Source organism: Neorhizobium phenanthreniclasticum (assembly GCF_040066075.1).
GTDB lineage: Bacteria > Pseudomonadota > Alphaproteobacteria > Rhizobiales > Rhizobiaceae > Neorhizobium > Neorhizobium petrolearium.
The window spans coordinates 23,532-38,218 of sequence record NZ_JBEAAL010000008.1; the positions used below are offsets into that span (position 1 = coordinate 23,532).

The 14,687-nt window shown below is 59.8% G+C and carries 16 protein-coding genes; 10 read left to right on the forward strand and 6 right to left on the reverse strand.

Annotation, left to right across the window (positions count from 1 at the left end):
• Positions 1–12: 12 nt before the first annotated feature.
• From ABK249_RS13145 to fae, 6 genes are all read left to right on the forward strand, one after another.
• Positions 13–909 (forward strand): NAD(P)-dependent methylenetetrahydromethanopterin dehydrogenase, encoded by an 897-nt coding sequence (locus tag ABK249_RS13145; protein ID WP_037153194.1) that lies wholly within the window; start codon positions 13–15, stop codon positions 907–909.
• Positions 875–2,011, forward strand: a complete 1,137-nt coding sequence (locus ABK249_RS13150) for an ATP-grasp domain-containing protein (protein WP_227704092.1) — start codon at positions 875–877, stop codon at positions 2,009–2,011. Before ABK249_RS13145 ends, ABK249_RS13150 begins: the two co-directional genes overlap by 35 nt.
• Entirely contained in the window at positions 2,008–2,967 is a 960-nt protein-coding gene (gene mch, locus ABK249_RS13155; protein WP_152601156.1) for a methenyltetrahydromethanopterin cyclohydrolase, read from the forward strand. Before ABK249_RS13150 ends, mch begins: the two co-directional genes overlap by 4 nt.
• Positions 2,960–3,892, forward strand: a complete 933-nt coding sequence (locus ABK249_RS13160) for an ATP-grasp domain-containing protein (RefSeq protein ID WP_227704093.1) — start codon at positions 2,960–2,962, stop codon at positions 3,890–3,892. The genes mch and ABK249_RS13160 overlap by 8 nt, the downstream gene beginning before the upstream one ends.
• On the forward strand, positions 3,889–4,752 hold the full coding sequence (locus ABK249_RS13165; protein WP_227704094.1) for a triphosphoribosyl-dephospho-CoA synthase: 864 nt from the start codon (positions 3,889–3,891) through the stop codon (positions 4,750–4,752). Before ABK249_RS13160 ends, ABK249_RS13165 begins: the two co-directional genes overlap by 4 nt.
• A 162-nt stretch (positions 4,753–4,914) precedes the next feature.
• Entirely contained in the window at positions 4,915–5,421 is a 507-nt protein-coding gene (gene fae, locus ABK249_RS13170) for a formaldehyde-activating enzyme (RefSeq protein WP_037153787.1), read from the forward strand.
• 254 nt (positions 5,422–5,675) lie between these two features.
• Here fae and ABK249_RS13175 read toward each other — a convergent pair whose 3' ends face one another.
• Complete coding sequence (locus ABK249_RS13175) at positions 5,676–6,377, reverse strand: HisA/HisF-related TIM barrel protein (RefSeq protein WP_227704095.1); 702 nt, start codon at positions 6,375–6,377, stop codon at positions 5,676–5,678.
• 31 nt (positions 6,378–6,408) lie between these two features.
• Between ABK249_RS13175 and ABK249_RS13180 the strand changes: the two genes are divergently transcribed.
• A complete protein-coding gene (locus tag ABK249_RS13180; RefSeq protein ID WP_227704096.1) occupies positions 6,409–7,473 on the forward strand; it encodes a hydantoinase/oxoprolinase family protein in 1,065 nt (354 codons plus the stop codon).
• 35 nt (positions 7,474–7,508) lie between these two features.
• Here ABK249_RS13180 and ABK249_RS13185 read toward each other — a convergent pair whose 3' ends face one another.
• From ABK249_RS13185 to ABK249_RS13205, 5 genes are read right to left on the reverse strand one after another with little or no spacing between them, the layout of a single operon-like run.
• Positions 7,509–8,072, reverse strand: coding sequence for a DUF447 domain-containing protein (locus tag ABK249_RS13185; protein WP_227704097.1), 564 nt, complete (start codon positions 8,070–8,072; stop codon positions 7,509–7,511).
• Positions 8,069–9,466, reverse strand: coding sequence for a DUF6513 domain-containing protein (locus tag ABK249_RS13190; protein ID WP_227704098.1), 1,398 nt, complete (start codon positions 9,464–9,466; stop codon positions 8,069–8,071). The genes ABK249_RS13185 and ABK249_RS13190 overlap by 4 nt, the downstream gene beginning before the upstream one ends.
• Complete coding sequence (locus ABK249_RS13195) at positions 9,459–10,010, reverse strand: flavoprotein (RefSeq protein WP_037153215.1); 552 nt, start codon at positions 10,008–10,010, stop codon at positions 9,459–9,461. Before ABK249_RS13195 ends, ABK249_RS13190 begins: the two co-directional genes overlap by 8 nt.
• Positions 10,007–10,639 carry an amino acid kinase family protein gene (locus ABK249_RS13200; protein ID WP_037153218.1) on the reverse strand — a complete coding sequence of 211 codons (633 nt, stop codon included), beginning with the start codon at positions 10,637–10,639 and terminating at the stop codon, positions 10,007–10,009. Before ABK249_RS13200 ends, ABK249_RS13195 begins: the two co-directional genes overlap by 4 nt.
• Positions 10,636–11,805 carry a (5-formylfuran-3-yl)methyl phosphate synthase gene (locus ABK249_RS13205; protein ID WP_227704099.1) on the reverse strand — a complete coding sequence of 390 codons (1,170 nt, stop codon included), beginning with the start codon at positions 11,803–11,805 and terminating at the stop codon, positions 10,636–10,638. Before ABK249_RS13205 ends, ABK249_RS13200 begins: the two co-directional genes overlap by 4 nt.
• A 233-nt stretch (positions 11,806–12,038) precedes the next feature.
• On the opposite strand from ABK249_RS13205, the gene ABK249_RS13210 reads away from it, so the two are divergent.
• Genes ABK249_RS13210 through ABK249_RS13220 form a run of 3 tightly spaced genes read left to right on the forward strand, consistent with a single transcriptional unit; the run spans position 12,039 to position 14,682 of the window.
• Positions 12,039–13,187, forward strand: coding sequence for an ABC transporter substrate-binding protein (locus ABK249_RS13210; protein ID WP_227704100.1), 1,149 nt, complete (start codon positions 12,039–12,041; stop codon positions 13,185–13,187).
• Positions 13,188–13,209: 22 nt separating this feature from the next.
• Positions 13,210–14,184, forward strand: a complete 975-nt coding sequence (locus ABK249_RS13215) for a YVTN family beta-propeller repeat protein (RefSeq protein WP_037153223.1) — start codon at positions 13,210–13,212, stop codon at positions 14,182–14,184.
• A 33-nt stretch (positions 14,185–14,217) separates the two neighbouring features.
• Positions 14,218–14,682, forward strand: a complete 465-nt coding sequence (locus ABK249_RS13220) for a cupredoxin domain-containing protein (RefSeq protein WP_037153226.1) — start codon at positions 14,218–14,220, stop codon at positions 14,680–14,682.
• The last annotated feature ends 5 nt before the right edge of the window (positions 14,683–14,687 follow it).

The following is a 14,687-nucleotide window of genomic DNA, read 5'->3' on the forward strand; positions in this document are numbered from 1 at the left end:
GGAGGCAAAGCAATGGGCCGGAAAACCATTCTTCATATGCTCACGCCGCTGAGACAGATGAGCCCCTTCGACGTCAACATGGCTCTTGATGCGGGTTATGATCATGTCATTCCCTACACGGATGTGGCGCTCGCCGACGTGACCGGCCTCGTTCAGGATGCAATCTTCTCGCGCCCACCGGATGCCGGTGTCTCCACCGGTGTTTTCATTGCCGGGCGAGATACCGTCCTGGCGCTCGACATGATCGATGCCGCGAGAGCGGCAATGGTGCCTCCCTTCGAAATTTCGGTTTTTGCCGATCCCGCCGGTTCGTTCACGACGGCTGCGGCAATGGCGGCCAAGGTCGAGGCGGCGCTCAAAAAACTGCATGGCCGAAGCCTTGCCGGAACAAAAGTGACGATTTTCGGAGCGACCGGCGTCGTCGGTTATTGCACGGCCGTGATATCCGCCAAGGAAGGCGCAGACGTCACGCTGGCGGGCCACGACGGAACGAGCCGCGTAGAAGAGATAGCGAAAGCCATCGAGGCCCGTTTTGGCGTCACGGTGACGGCGGCCGATGGCTCGACGGAAGAGAAAAAGACGGGCTTGCTGCAGGAGACCGAGGTTGTCCTGGCCGCAGCAAAAGCCGGCGTCAGAGTAATCTCGGCTGGGCAACTTCACTCGGCGACGCATCTGCTCATCGCGGCGGATGTCAATGCCGTACCGCCCTCGGGTATCGAAGGCCTGGCGGCCAATGCAAAGGCCGATAAACTGGGCGAGACATCGGCGATCGGCATCGGTGCTCTCACCATCGGAAACCTTAAATACAAGACTCAATCCGGCCTGTTCAAACAGATGATCGGCACCGAAAAACCGGTCATCTACGATTTCCAGGATGCTTTCGCCCTTGCCCGCAGCATCGAAAAATAGCCCTGCCATCCTGATCGCGGCCATTTCCGGCCGGTCACTTGCCGCAGCAGCGCGCCGCGCCGGTTTCAGACCGCTGGTGGCCGATCTCTTTGGCGACTCCGATACTGTCGCTCTGGCTGAGAGGACTGCACAACTTCCCGGCAGCATACGCGATGGAATCGACGGCGGAAAAATAGTCGACATCCTGATGGGGCTGGCACGAGAGGAGGAGCCGGTCGCACTGGTATATGGCTCAGGTTTCGAGCGTAGCCCCGACATCCTCGATATGCTCGCCCAAACCTTTCGGATTGCCGGAAACAGTGCTGCGACGATACGCGCGGTCAAGGATCCGGCAGGCTTGTCTCGCCTCTGCCGGGATCTCGATATCAGGCATCCGGCAATCCGCTTCTCCGCGCCGGAGCAGAACGGCTGGCTTATAAAGCTCGGCGGCGGCGCCGGAGGCTCGCATGTCCGGCCCGCAGGGGCGACAACCCTGGAAAATGGCTATTATTACCAGAAGTTCGTCCAGGGCAGCAGCATCTCGGCTCTCTTCCTGGCGCAGTCGGGAAGCGCCCGCATCGTGGGCTTCAGCCGGCAATGGTCCGCGCCCTCACAGTCTTCGCCCTATCGCTACGGCGGCGCCGTGCGGCTTAGGCGCTTCGACCGTGACAAGAAAAGGCAGATCACCAGCTGGCTCGACAAACTGACGAAGCGCACCGGCCTCGTCGGTCTCTGCAGCGCTGATTTCATCGATGGGCCGGACGGCCTGCACCTCATCGAAATAAATCCACGGCCGGGCGCAACGCTCGATATCTTCGACAGCGAAGACGCACCGCTGCTCGCCGCGCATTTGAGTGCCGTGCGGGGCGAGAACATCACGGTGCCGACCTATCGCGGAACGAAAGCTTCGGCAATCGCCTACGCACCCTATGACATTTCCCGTTTTCCCCAGATCGAATGGCCTAACATGACGGCCGATCACCAGAACCCGGGATCGACGCTATGCGCCGATGACCCCGTTTGTACCGTCCTGGCCCAGGCACGATCCGCCGCCGCCGCCGAACGGGCCGTGAAACGTCGTGTCAACGAAATGGCGGAGCATTGGAAGGAGGGTTTCCAATGATGAACGGCAAAGCCCACCTCAATAGAAGTGCCCAGCGCATCGTAGATCGGATCATTGCCGATGGAGAGCGGCTCGGCATTACCCATACTCGCGGAACGCTCGGAGAACATCTGATCGATGCCGGCGCGGACAGTCCCGGCGGGCTCGAAGTGGGGCTGCGGATGACGGAAATCTGCATGGGCGGCTTGGGGACCGTCTCCATGGCGCTCGATCGCCACAATGAACAGTGGCCGCTAACCGTCACAGTCCATTCCTCGCAGCCGGTCCTTGCCTGCCTCGGCAGCCAGTACGCCGGCTGGCGCCTCACGCACGAGAAATATTTCGCCATGGGCTCCGGTCCTGCACGCCTTCTGGCACGCGTGGAGCCGTTGTTCGAGGAAATCGCCTATAGCGAAACCGACGCTTCCACATCCGTCCTCGTGTTGGAGGCAGACAAACCTCCTCCCCCCGCCATTGTCGAGAAGGTGGCGGCTGCGACCAGGCTGGCGCCTGAGGCCCTGACTTTCATCTATGCCCCGACACAAAGCCTTGCCGGCTCCGTGCAGATCATCGGCCGCTCCCTGGAGGTCGCCCTTCACAAGGCACACAGCCTCCACTTCCCCCTGGACAACATCATCGACGGGGCGGGATGCTCGCCGGTTCCGGCTCCTCATCCCGATTTCCTGCAGGCCATGGGGCGGACGAACGACGCTATCATCTATGGTGGGCTGGTGCAGCTGTTCGTTCGTGGCAGTGCATCCGCCGCACGAGAACTCGCCGAGCAACTGCCGAGCAACAGGTCACGCGACTACGGGCAACCTTTCGCGGAAACCTTCAAGAAATTCAACGGCGACTTCTACGCGATCGATCCGCATCTCTTCAGCCCGGCCGAAGTGATCGTCACGGCTGTCGAAACCGGTGAGACTTTCCGTGCCGGCGAATGGAACAGGCAGATGCTGGAGCAATCTCTTGGCTGAACAGATAGCAATTTCCGATAAAATTCTCATCGTTTCCGACAAGCCCGACGGTCAGGTGAAACAGCTACGGCGCTCCTTCCGAGAACTCGGTTCAGAGACGCTCTTCTGCCCGCTTGCCGATATCGCGTTCGATACGCGCTACCCTTCGGGCATCGACATTCCGGCACTCGAAGGCGCTCTTCCGGCAGGTGTGATCGTCCGCTCCATCTCCGGCGGCACTTTCGAAGCGGTCACGCGCCGCCTCGGCATCCTGCACGCCCTCACCCATCTCGGAGTACCCGTCTGGAACTCGGCCAAGGCGATCGAGCGCTGCGTCGACAAATCGACAACCACGTTTTTTCTCGCGAATGCCGGCATCCCGACGCCGCAGACCTTCGCCGTGGAAGGTCCCGACAATGCCAAAACCATCGTCGAGCGCGAGGCGTCTCACGGTCCGCTCGTGCTGAAACCGCTCTTCGGCTCGCAGGGGCGCGGAATCAGACTCATCCGTTCGATCGAGGACCTGCCCGATCCTGATGATGTCGATAACGTCTATTACCTGCAGCGTCTGGTCGTGCGGAATGGGCCACCCTATCGGGACTACAGGATATTCGTCAGCAACGGCGAAATCCTCGGCATGATGGGACGTTGCGCCGACGGCTGGATCACCAATATCGCACGCGGAGCAAAGGCGGAATCCGTCGCAGGGCCATTGCGTCAGAAGCTTGAGGAACTTGCGCTTGCCGCGACCTCGGCCATCGGCACCGACTTTGCCGGCATCGACATCGTTCAAGGGTGTGAAGGCAATCTCCTCGTGCTGGAAGTCAACAGCATGCCCGCCTGGACTGGTCTGCAATCCGTCGTTCCCGTCCGCATCTCCGATTGCATCGCCCGGGCAATGGTCGAGCTTCTCAATCCTGACATCAAGGAAAGACCTGCCGCATGACGCTGACGCGGCAGCAGATCATGATCGCCTATCTCGGCGCTTGCCGGGCCGAGATCGAAGCCTTGAAACCCGGCAATGTCCATCGCTTCGCCGATGGCCACCGGATGACCGCGACCCAGTTCATTGAAAGCGCCGAGGTCAGCGCGCCGCTGGTTTGCGAACCACGAACATCGGTCGGCCGGCGCATTCTCGGCGCAGTGACGGCGACGCGCGAAAAGGTGGGAACGAACACCAATCTCGGCATCCTCCTGCTCTGCGCACCGCTCGCCAAGGCCGCCGAAAGCACCACGACAGACTTCCGTAAGGACCTCGTCCGGACATTGGACGACCTGGACGCCGACGATGCGCGCGACGTCTTCGCCGCCATCCGGTTGACCAATCCGGGAGGACTTGGAAGCGCCGAAGAACAGGATGTCCGGGAGGAGCCGACCGTGTCCCTCCTCGAGGCAATGGGCATGGCCGCCGACCGCGACATGATTGCGAGACAATATACGACCGGCTTTGCGGACATATTCACCGGCGGCCTGTCTGCATGGACGGGAGCGGCAGACAGGGGCGAAGAGGACATGTGGCCGACGATCTTTGTCTACCTTCATTTCCTGTCGTCATTTCCCGACAGTCATGTCGGGCGCAAGCACGGCATCGATCTCGCCGAAGAAATCCGGAAAGAGGCGGAGATGATACGCCGCACGGTAACGGACGAGATGAACCTATCGAGGCGGGAAAAGGTTCTGCTGGCCTTCGATAAACGGCTCAAGGACATGGATATCAATCCCGGAACCTCTGCCGATCTCACCGTGGCCACGCTTTTTGTCTGCAACATGAACTTCGGCTTGCATAATCCCGACTTAAATGGTTGAATTTGATCGGCGAACAAATCTTACTCGCTGCTATCTGGCCAACCGACCCAGTCAAAGGGTGCTGCGAACAAGGATAGCTGTCCATCGAGCGCGTGTCTCGTGTGGTACGGCTTCTTTGGACGAACGCATTTTTGACCATACGGTACAAGGGAGGAATTGGCCGTGGCAAAGATTAGCAAGGTAATGGTTGGTGAGTCTCTCGTTGGTGAGGGAAATGAAGTCGCTCATATCGATCTTCTGATCGGACCGCGCGGAAGTGCCGTGGAAACGGCATTCTGCAACGCACTCACGAACAACAAGGACGGGTTTACATCGCTGCTTGCGGTCATCGCGCCGAACCTGGCATGCAAGCCTAATACGATACTGTTCAACAAGGTCACCATCAAGGGTGCAAAACAGGCCGTGCAGATGTTTGGCCCGGCACAGCACGCAGTGGCAAAGGCAGTGCAGGACAGTGTTGCCGAAGGCATCATCCCTGCGGAAGAGGCAGACGACGTCTTCATCTGCGTCGGCGTCTTCATCCACTGGGAGGCCGAGGACGATGCCAAGATCCAGGACTATAACTACCGGGCGACGAAGGAAGCGATAGAACGTGCCGTGACGGGCAAACCGACCGCGGCGGAAGCAACCGCTCAGCGGGACACGGTCAAGCATCCTTTCAGCGCTTAGACAAGCAGCAACCCCGCACAGAGCGAGTCGCCCGTGGAAACAGGCGGCCTGTTGCGCCGGTTGTCGAGGCTTCTAGGCTTCAGCAGCGCGCCGTCTTCAAGCGCGAACCGTTGAGGATGGCAACGCTTCGGGTTCGTATCGAAAGAATGGAGTGGGAGGTTGAGCATGCGCTCATCCCCGCTCCACAATCAAAGCCATATTGAGAGGCTGTGTACCCGAGAGAAGAGGCAAAAACTTCTTCTCTCGGATATATTTTACTTATCCATGAAAGCGGAGATTTCCGCCCCGTCGAGCTCACCGCTATGCAACGAGGTCGCAACGAGAGCGCCTGCAATACCCATGCTGTACAGCCGTTCCAGGTCATCCACGTTGCGGACACCGCCCGCCGCGATGATCTCACGGTTTCCGGAGGCATCCTTGATGGCCTGCAGACGATCGAAATCGGGTCCGCGGCGCGCTCCCACCTTGTCGAGGGTCATGACAATCACCCGTTTTGGCCAAAGGTGAGGATGCGAAAGGATGGACGGAGGCCCCAGGAAGGCACCGCCACGAAAATCGAGGGAGAGGATCAGTCTCGGATGCGTGCCGAACGCGCCGAGAACATCCGTATCGGCCTGGCTTTCCGAGCCAAGAACCGCGAACGTCTGCGAATCTGCAAGCACCGCTCCGACGTCCTTCGCCTCTCGAAAGCCGGCATCGAGCCAGACATCGGGTTTCGGCCGCAGAAGAAACAGAGGGTCGGCGGTCGCGGAAGGGCTCGAGCCCTTCTCGATGGCATCGAGATCGGCCACATAGAAAACCGGAAATGGATGGATTCGGCGCAATCCGTCGGCGACGCTTTCGATCGTCGGCGTCGAGCTGAGTGGCGTCTCAATGGGCTTATAGCTCTCGCGCATGCCCATCTGCGCGCGCACCACAAGGCCGTCTTTGACGTCGAGAACTGGAATGATAAGCAATGATCAAACCTCGGCAGAAACGATGACTCCCATGAAAGCCGGAACTGCAAGAGAAGAAAAGGAAACAATTATCGGTTGGGACATCGGCGGCGCGCATTTGAAGATGGCGCGGGCCGAACACGGCCAGATTACGCTTGCCACGACCCTCAAGGCATCGATGTGGCTCGGGCTTGACCAGGTGCGCAAGGCGCTGAATCGGTTGCGACCGCTTTTTCAAAGCAATGCCACCCATGTCTTCACCATGACAGGCGAGCTGTCGGATGGCTTTCCGTCACGAGAAGACGGTATTCGCGGTATCCTGGACTTCATCGATACAGAGTTCGGCCGCGACAGTGTCCGTATCTATGCTGGCCGTGCGGGCTTTGTCGATCTTTCCCGTGCCTACGATCTCGGCCCCGACATCGCCTCGGCCAATTGGCATGCAACGGCTGAATTGAGTGCGAGGACGGAGACGGACGGCCTGTTCGTCGACATGGGGTCCACAACCACCGACATCATTGCGTTCCAGAATGGAAAGCTTCGCAACGCGGGTTATTCCGACGCGGAGCGCTTGTTGACCGGCGAGCTCGTCTATACCGGCTTCACACGTTCCGCGCTGATCGGAATAGCCGAACGGGTTCCTGTGCGCGGCACGATGACGCCGCTGATGAACGAATACTTCGCCAACACCGCCGATCTGGGGCGCATTCTCGGAACTCTGGATGAGGCGGATGATCACTATCCGGCCGCCGACCGCAGAGCCAAATCGCTTGCAGGCTCGATCGGGCGCCTCGCCCGCATGGTCGGCCGCGACAGCACCGATCTCGACGAAAGCGAATGGATCGATATCGCCCGCTGGTTCAGCGAGCATCAGCTGCGCATGATCTATAACGGCGCATTCATGGTCGCCGGCAATGCCCGGCTGAACCAGGCCGCTCCCATCGTGGGGGCGGGGATCGGCCGCCCGCAGATCATGCAGCTCGCCAGGCGCCTGGAGCGGCCCTATGTCGATTTCGGCTCCCTCATCGCATCCTCGCAGGAAGCTCGGGACCACGCCAGCAAGGCAGCACCTGCCGCTGCCGTTGCCCTGCTCTGGTCCGGACGCGAAAAGCCATAAGGCGGCCTTTTGCTCGCGGCCTTCCGGCAAACGCTTCAATGCGTGGCACGGTGCGCGTTCACCCGTTCCATCAGCCAATCCCAGGCCTGCCGCTCGTCCGGCCCGGCCGTCTTCTCGATCGCGATCGTCAGATAAGCGATTTCCGAATCGATCTTTTCCTTCGGCAGCATTTGCAGCCTGCTCACCAGGATCGCGAGTTCCAGAACAGCGGCCTTGGCGCGGTTCATTCCCGTGAAGGGTGCGTGCGTGGCTTCGGCAACGACCTTGCAGAAATAGCGGGGGCGTATCTCGTCCTCTTTGACGGAGGCGACCTGCAGGACGGAATGGCTGAGCGCCGCCTGCAGATGCGGGACCGGGCAGCCTTCCACCGCAACGACCGGCCAGTCCCGCCGCCCGGTGAGGCAGCCTGCGAAAATCCGCATGTCATCCGTATAATTGGCGATGGCGAAAGGCACGGCAGTGAGGTTTTCAAGCGTCGTGGAGGGCCGGAACGGCGCGATAACCCAGCCGTCATCCTGTGCGATGATGCCGAGCGGGGCGATATGCACGCGCCCTTCGGCGCTCACCGTCGTCACGATCGTTTCCCGAATATAGGTCATGAGCCTTCCTTCTTCGCCCGGAGCGTATGCCCGGCCTCGGCAAGCCGGGTGCGGTCCTCGCTTGTCCGAGGGCTCGCCACGCCCCAGGCAAGCGGCTCGTCCTGCGAATAGCGTTTGCCCAGCTTCCAGGCGATTTGCGCCTTCATCAATTCCGCGCCGAGATAGAAGGCATGCGCACCGTCCTGCGCGACATCGAGGGAAGGAAAGAGATCGAAAGCATCCTTCGCCGTCCAATGCCCCTGATTGCTGAAGACATGAATGCCGTCCGGAGCGGTCATGATCCGGAAATTGGCGTCGCGCACGGTCTCAGCCAGCGCATTGATATCCGCGACGCTGCTGGCGAAAGGCGAGCGGTCATGGATCTGCAGGAGGCCGGCATCGTAACCGCGCGGCAGCGCATGGTCGTTCTTCGCAGCAAACATGATCCGGCGCGCCCGATCATGCTCCTCCACTGTGCGCACCGTATGCGGACTGACGTTGACGACCAGCACGTTGGCGATCGCAAGCTCGGAACAGAGGCCAGCAAGGATCGCTGTGACCCCTGACGAGTCCGCGTCCGTCAATTCGGTCAGATTTCCGGTGCCCATCATCATCTCGACATCCGGCCAGCGGCGCCGGGCCTCGATGAAGCGTCCCACAGAGGCTGCAAAGCCGAAATGGATCGGATCGAGAACCGGATCGGCGATGAAGGATATCCCGGCTTTCCGTGCCGCATCGATGGCACGCCCGAGGGAATCAAGGTCTCCCGGGATCGCCGGAACGAGGATGGACGTCCCCTCATATCGAGTGGCGATGTCGATGGTCTTTTCGTTGAGGCTCAGGAGATAATCGACGCCGGATCGTGCGGCGAGTTCCAGCTCGCCGGGATTTGCCGAGTCGACGCTGACGGAAAGTCCCTCGGCCTTGAGTCGACCGACCGCTTCCGCCAGATGGAGGAAGGGCGTGTCGGGAAGACAGCCGAGGTCGATCACGTCCGCCCCGGCAGATGCAAGGGCTTTGGCTCGTTGCAGCAGGTCATCCAGCGAAAGGGTCGATGCATCGACGATCTCGGCGAAAATGCGCATATCGTGGCGCGAGAGGTCGGGCACCTTTCCGGCCCGGCCAAGATAGATGGGTAGGTCCGCAACCTCGTCCGGTCCGCGGACGAAAGGGACGCCGAAGGTATCGCTCAACCGCTCCAGATGCCCTCTGAAACGCCCCGGCAGGACGACCCGGTCCGCCTTCAATGAACGAGGCAGGCGCCGGCTGACGATCTCCTCCGTCATCAGGGCGGCGACCTTCACGCCAATGTCGATGATCTCGTAAGTGAATGGCGTCGCTCCCAGTCCGGCGAGAACGTTTTCGAGCCTGGTTTTTGCCAGGTGTCCGGTTAGGAAGACGAGATGCTCAGCCACTGCCCTCGACCACTCCCTTCCGGCGCGCCACCGCCAGTTTTAGATCGGCAAAGGATTCGACGACTTCGGTGTATTCAAAGGCCTTGAGACGTTCGGTGTTCTCCAGATCGATTGGCCGGGGATAAACTTTCACCATTCCGTGCGGCGCCATCGTCTCCAGTTCCGGCGCAGTGTCGCATGCGAATACGATCGACGGCAGACGGCATTTGCCGGCCTGTGCATAGACATTCGTGGCGATCGTATCGGAGATGCCGGCCACGCATTTGGCAACCGTGTTCGACGTCGCCGGAGCGATCACGACGCTATGGTAGACGCCGTGATAGAATTCGCCGACCGGAACAGCGCTCGCCGTCTTGTCGCGCAGCACGCGCGTCGTGTCCGAAAAATCAAGCTTCAGCCCGTACATCCTCAAAACCTCGTCCGCCGCCTTCGTCACGAAGACGTCGCAATGGTCGAGCGATCGGATCAATTCGAAACATTCGACGAAGAAATGGCCCGATCCGGTCAGAACCCAGGCCCAGCGCGGCGTATGAAGCCGCGTCATCCGCGAGTTTCTCCTCCAGCCGCCTCGCGCATCCGCACGCGGCGTCCCGGTATGCGCGTCATAGGCAACTCCGCCAGCTGCAAACGCAGCGATGACGGTCCGGCAATGTACAAGCTTGTCTCCTCCCCAAGCAGTTCCGGCAGCATGGCATCCACCACGCCATTGTCAACCAGCGCTTGCAAGTCCCGGGCGCCCGGATCGACCTGCTTGCACAGCAGGAGATGTCGGCTGTCGATCTGCCAGCACAGCCAGGCGGCAAGCGAGTCGGACGTGACATCCCAGGATTGTGCGATATCGGCACTGCGTGTCATTTGCGAAGGAAGCCATACCGGTACTCCGCCTTCCGCAACGATCATTTCGAGATCATGGAGCGAACGGGCCGGCTGAAAGCGCGGATGCCGTTCGGCAATCACGATGCCGAACTGCTCCATGGCGAGTATGGCCATCTCATGCGCTGCTGCATCCGAAAAATGCATCTCCTTCTGCGAGAAGCGCACCTGATCGGCAAACGGCCCACCGCCGGGGACGATCACCAAGGGCAAGGTCGCCGATGCCAGCACGGCAATCCATTGTTCCATCTCGATGCGACCGGCCGTGCTTCCTCCAAGCTTGACGACCAGCGGCGTCATACCACTTTCCTTCCTCCGTCGCCGGACGCCACGACCCGAAGCGGGTTCGACGACCGGGCGCTTTCCCTTTTCCGCTCGATCTGCACTCCGACACCACCTGGCCCAAGTTCCAGCTTCTCCACCCGCACGACCACACGGGCTACACGCGGATTTTCGAGAATGAATGCGGCTATCTGCTCGACAAGCGTTTCGACCAGGTCGACATGACCTCGTCCGATAATCGCACGGATGCCGTCCATGATGAGGTCGTAGGATACGATATGGTGCATGTCCTTCGGATCGCGGGTTACGCGAAGTACATCCGCCGTGACGTCGAACCGCACCTTCTGAGGCTTGCCGTGTTCGAAACTGTAGGCACCGATATGCACCGGCAGGACGAAATCCCGCACGAAAATCTGATCCGTGCCGAGATCCTCGTCTGCCGAACCGGGAAAATATCCCCGCGCCGCCAGGAGCTTGAGGTCGACGCCGGAAGGCTTTTCGGCGGGCCGGTCTCCAGGAATAAGAGCGCGGATTTTTGCCGTCGCTTCGGCGTCGATATCGCCATTCCTGGACAGGCCTTCGCAGAGCGCGCCGCGGAAGCCAAGGTAATCCGGCTTGCTCGGCAGCAGTCTTGGAATGTCCGGCGCTTCCAGCGATCCCGCAAGACCGACCATCAATCCGTGCCGGTGCCCTTCGGCCACGAAATCCGGAATGTGATCAGGCGGCATATGATCCAGCAATCGCCCTTTCGATTTGTCGTCGGTGTCCAGCATGATGCCGTAGAAGCCGGCTTTGGCGAACGATGTCATGACGTTCTCCTCATATCGATGATCGGCAAAAAGGACGGCGATCAGTTTCTTCCGGCCGGCAATATCGGCCAAAGCCTCCACGCCTGCCGCGATGGGAGAGGATGGAAGAAATCCTATCTTGATGAAATCCACCCCTGCCGAGGCTATCTCCTCGACCTTTGACCGCAGCGCCGCGGGATCGCCGGAAAACTCTCCGCAGGCGGCACTGACGAGCCTTTTGCCGGAGACGAAACCGACCACATCGACGATGTGCCGGATATCGGCCGATCCAAGCGCGCCGCGCGCCGGATCCTTGAGATCAATGATATCCGCTCCCGCCTGCAGAGCGATCTCCGCTTCCTGGCGATTTTGAACACTGGCCAGCATCAACGTCATAAGACGCCTCTCCGCGTACCGCATTTCTCACGGCAAGGACGAGAAAAGCTGAGTACAAGTATTGAGTTTATCGGGGATTGGGCTACAAACATAATGGGCACCTCATCTGTACAGCGCGTCTGCCTTCGCGGAAGGCCGGCGCAGGGCGTGGTATGATCATGAAGAGTACGGTGCCTAATACTCTTATATTTTTATTCGCTTGTTTTTTGCTCTTCGTCAATGCGCCGCAGTCGATGGCGCAGCAAAACCCGGCCGCTAAGCCCGCGACCGAGATCCGGATAGGCTATATTCGAGCTTATGAGCCGCAACTGGCCCTTTCGGTTTTGGATATCCCTCCGGCGGATGAAGGTGTCGCGGGGGCAAAGGTTGCTATCAACGACAACAACACGACCGGCAGGTTTCTCGGGCAATCCTTCACTCTGGACGTGGTTCAGACGAAGCGGGATGAGGATGTTGTCCCCGTATTCCGGGAAATGCTGGTCCGGGGCGAGAAATATGTGCTGACCGACATCTCGGCCAGGCAATTGCTTTCCATCGCCGATCTCGCCAAGGAAAACGGCGTGCTTCTTTTCAACGTAGGATCGACGGACGATATCCTGCGTGAACAGGAATGCCGCTCCAACGTCTTCCACACCGCTCCGACCCGGAGCATGCTTGCCGATGGCCTGGCTCAGTATCTGATCTGGAAGCAATGGCGCACCTGGGTCCTTCTCTATGGTTCCCACGAACCGGATCAGCTTTTCGCCGACGCGATCCGGCGGTCGGCGAAGCGCTTCGGCGCCAAGATCGTCGAGGAACGGCTCTACAAGGATACCGGCACAGCCCGCCGCACCGACAGCGGCGTCGTTCAGGTCCAACGGCAGATGCCGGTCTTCACCCAGAACCTGCCGGCACACGACGTGGTGATCGTCGCGGATGAAAGCGAAGTCTTCGGCAGCTATGTTCCCTACCGGACCTGGGATCCGAGGCCGGTCGCCGGAACAGCCGGCCTCATCCCATCCTCCTGGCATCCGGCCAGCGAGCAATGGGGCGGTTCTCAGATCCAGAACCGCTTCGTGAAAGCGACCGGACGCCGCATGCTGGGCAAGGACATGCAGGCTTGGACGGCCGGCCGCATTCTCGGCGAGGCGGCGACGCGGACCAACAGCAATGACCCCGCAAAAATCGAAGCCTTCCTGAAAGATGAAAATTTCTCGCTGGCGGCATTCAAGGGGCAGAAGGTGACCTTCCGACGGTGGAATTGGCAGCTTCGCCAGCCAATCTTCCTCGGCGACGGCCGCGGCGTGATCTCCACTTCACCACAGGAGGGATTTCTTCATCAGTTTTCCGAACTCGATACATTGGGGATAGATCAGCCGGAGACGGCCTGCAAACTGAATTGATAAACGGGAATGGGAGGAGAGAATGCGCAGACATGCTTACCTGCTTGCGGGAACCATCGCGGCTGTCGTCGATGTAGGGCCATCCTGGGCCAATGCCGTCTATGTCTCGAATGAGAAGGACAATACCGTCACAGTCGTCGACTCCAAGACGATGGAAGTAACGAAGACGATCGAGGTGGGGCAGAGACCGCGCGGGATCACGATTTCCCATGATGGGAAGCATCTTTACGTCTGCGCCAGCGACGATGATACGGTGGAGATCATCGATACCGCGACTCATCAGATTATCGGAACGCTGCCGTCCGGTCCGGACCCTGAACTTTTCGTGCTCTCTCCAGACGGCAAGACCCTTTATGTCGCCAATGAGGACGACAATCTCGTCACCGTCATCGACGTCGACAGGAAAAGCGTGATCTCCGAGATACCGGTCGGCGTGGAGCCTGAGGGTATGGGCATCAGTCCTGATGGCAAGACGATGGTGAACACATCAGAAACCACCAACATGGCGCATTTCATCGACACGTCGACCCACGAGATCGTGGCGAACGTGCTCGTTGATTCACGCCCGCGTTTCGCCGAGTTCAAGCCGGACGGATCGCAGGTCTGGATATCCGCGGAAATCGGCGGCACGATCTCCGTCATCGACAACGCCTCCAGAGAGGTCGTCAAGAAGATCACCTTCGAAATCCAGGGCTTACGCTCGGAGGCGATACAACCCGTGGGCGTGCGAATCACGGCGGATGGCAAGAAGGCCTATGTCGCGCTCGGGCCTGCCAACCGGGTGGCGGTTGTTAACACGGAAACCTACGAGGTCGAAAAATACATCCTCGTGGGCCAGCGCGTCTGGCAATTGGCGTTCACGCCGGACGGCAAGAACCTGATCAGCACCAACGGCCTTTCGAACGATATCACCTTCATCGACACGGAGAGCGATGAACCGATCAAGTCCGTCACTGTCGGGGCGCTGCCCTGGGGTGTGACGGTCGCACCCGACTGATCCATATTTCGATTTTTTCAAAGGGAGGAAGACATGTCGAAATTCACAGCTATTGCCTTTGCCGCGCTCATCGGCGCTCTTTCGGTGCAGAATCAGGCCTTCGCCCAATCCGCCGATAGCGACGATGATGACGATGCGCCCAAGGTCACGCGCGCCAGCCAGAATGTTCCGGAATTGATCCTCGGATCGAAAGACGACAACTTCGCCGTGAACCAGAAGGATTTTGAACTTATTGCAGGACAGGGCTACCGCTGGAAAATCACATCTGCGGCCGGCCTCGAATACAAATTCATGACCGATCTGTTCCGTAATGTCTGGATGAACCAGATCGTCATCAACGATCTCGAAGTTCACATGAACGGCGCACCTGCATGGCTGGAATTCGATTCCGAAGGAACGATAAACGTCCAGTTCACGACGGTGCGGCCAGGCGAATACACGTGGTCGGTTCCCGATTTGGCGGGCAAGGGCATGACGGGCAAGATCATCATCAAGTAGCCGAA

What these genes read in the sequence shown, in the direction of transcription:
- ABK249_RS13145 (WP_037153194.1), top strand. Translation starts at nt 13, where the DNA reads ATGGGCCGGAAAACCATTCTTCATATGCTCACGCCGCTGAGACAGATG.
- ABK249_RS13150 (WP_227704092.1), top strand. Translation starts at nt 875, where the DNA reads ATGCTTTCGCCCTTGCCCGCAGCATCGAAAAATAGCCCTGCCATCCTG.
- mch (WP_152601156.1), top strand. Translation starts at nt 2,008, where the DNA reads ATGATGAACGGCAAAGCCCACCTCAATAGAAGTGCCCAGCGCATCGTA.
- ABK249_RS13165 (WP_227704094.1), top strand. Translation starts at nt 3,889, where the DNA reads ATGACGCTGACGCGGCAGCAGATCATGATCGCCTATCTCGGCGCTTGC.
- ABK249_RS13180 (WP_227704096.1), top strand. Translation starts at nt 6,409, where the DNA reads ATGAAAGCCGGAACTGCAAGAGAAGAAAAGGAAACAATTATCGGTTGG.
- ABK249_RS13185 (WP_227704097.1), bottom strand. Translation starts at nt 8,072, where the DNA reads ATGACCTATATTCGGGAAACGATCGTGACGACGGTGAGCGCCGAAGGG.
- ABK249_RS13195 (WP_037153215.1), bottom strand. Translation starts at nt 10,010, where the DNA reads ATGACGCGGCTTCATACGCCGCGCTGGGCCTGGGTTCTGACCGGATCG.
- ABK249_RS13200 (WP_037153218.1), bottom strand. Translation starts at nt 10,639, where the DNA reads ATGACGCCGCTGGTCGTCAAGCTTGGAGGAAGCACGGCCGGTCGCATC.
- ABK249_RS13205 (WP_227704099.1), bottom strand. Translation starts at nt 11,805, where the DNA reads ATGACGTTGATGCTGGCCAGTGTTCAAAATCGCCAGGAAGCGGAGATC.
- ABK249_RS13210 (WP_227704100.1), top strand. Translation starts at nt 12,039, where the DNA reads ATGGCGCAGCAAAACCCGGCCGCTAAGCCCGCGACCGAGATCCGGATA.
- ABK249_RS13215 (WP_037153223.1), top strand. Translation starts at nt 13,210, where the DNA reads ATGCGCAGACATGCTTACCTGCTTGCGGGAACCATCGCGGCTGTCGTC.
- ABK249_RS13220 (WP_037153226.1), top strand. Translation starts at nt 14,218, where the DNA reads ATGTCGAAATTCACAGCTATTGCCTTTGCCGCGCTCATCGGCGCTCTT.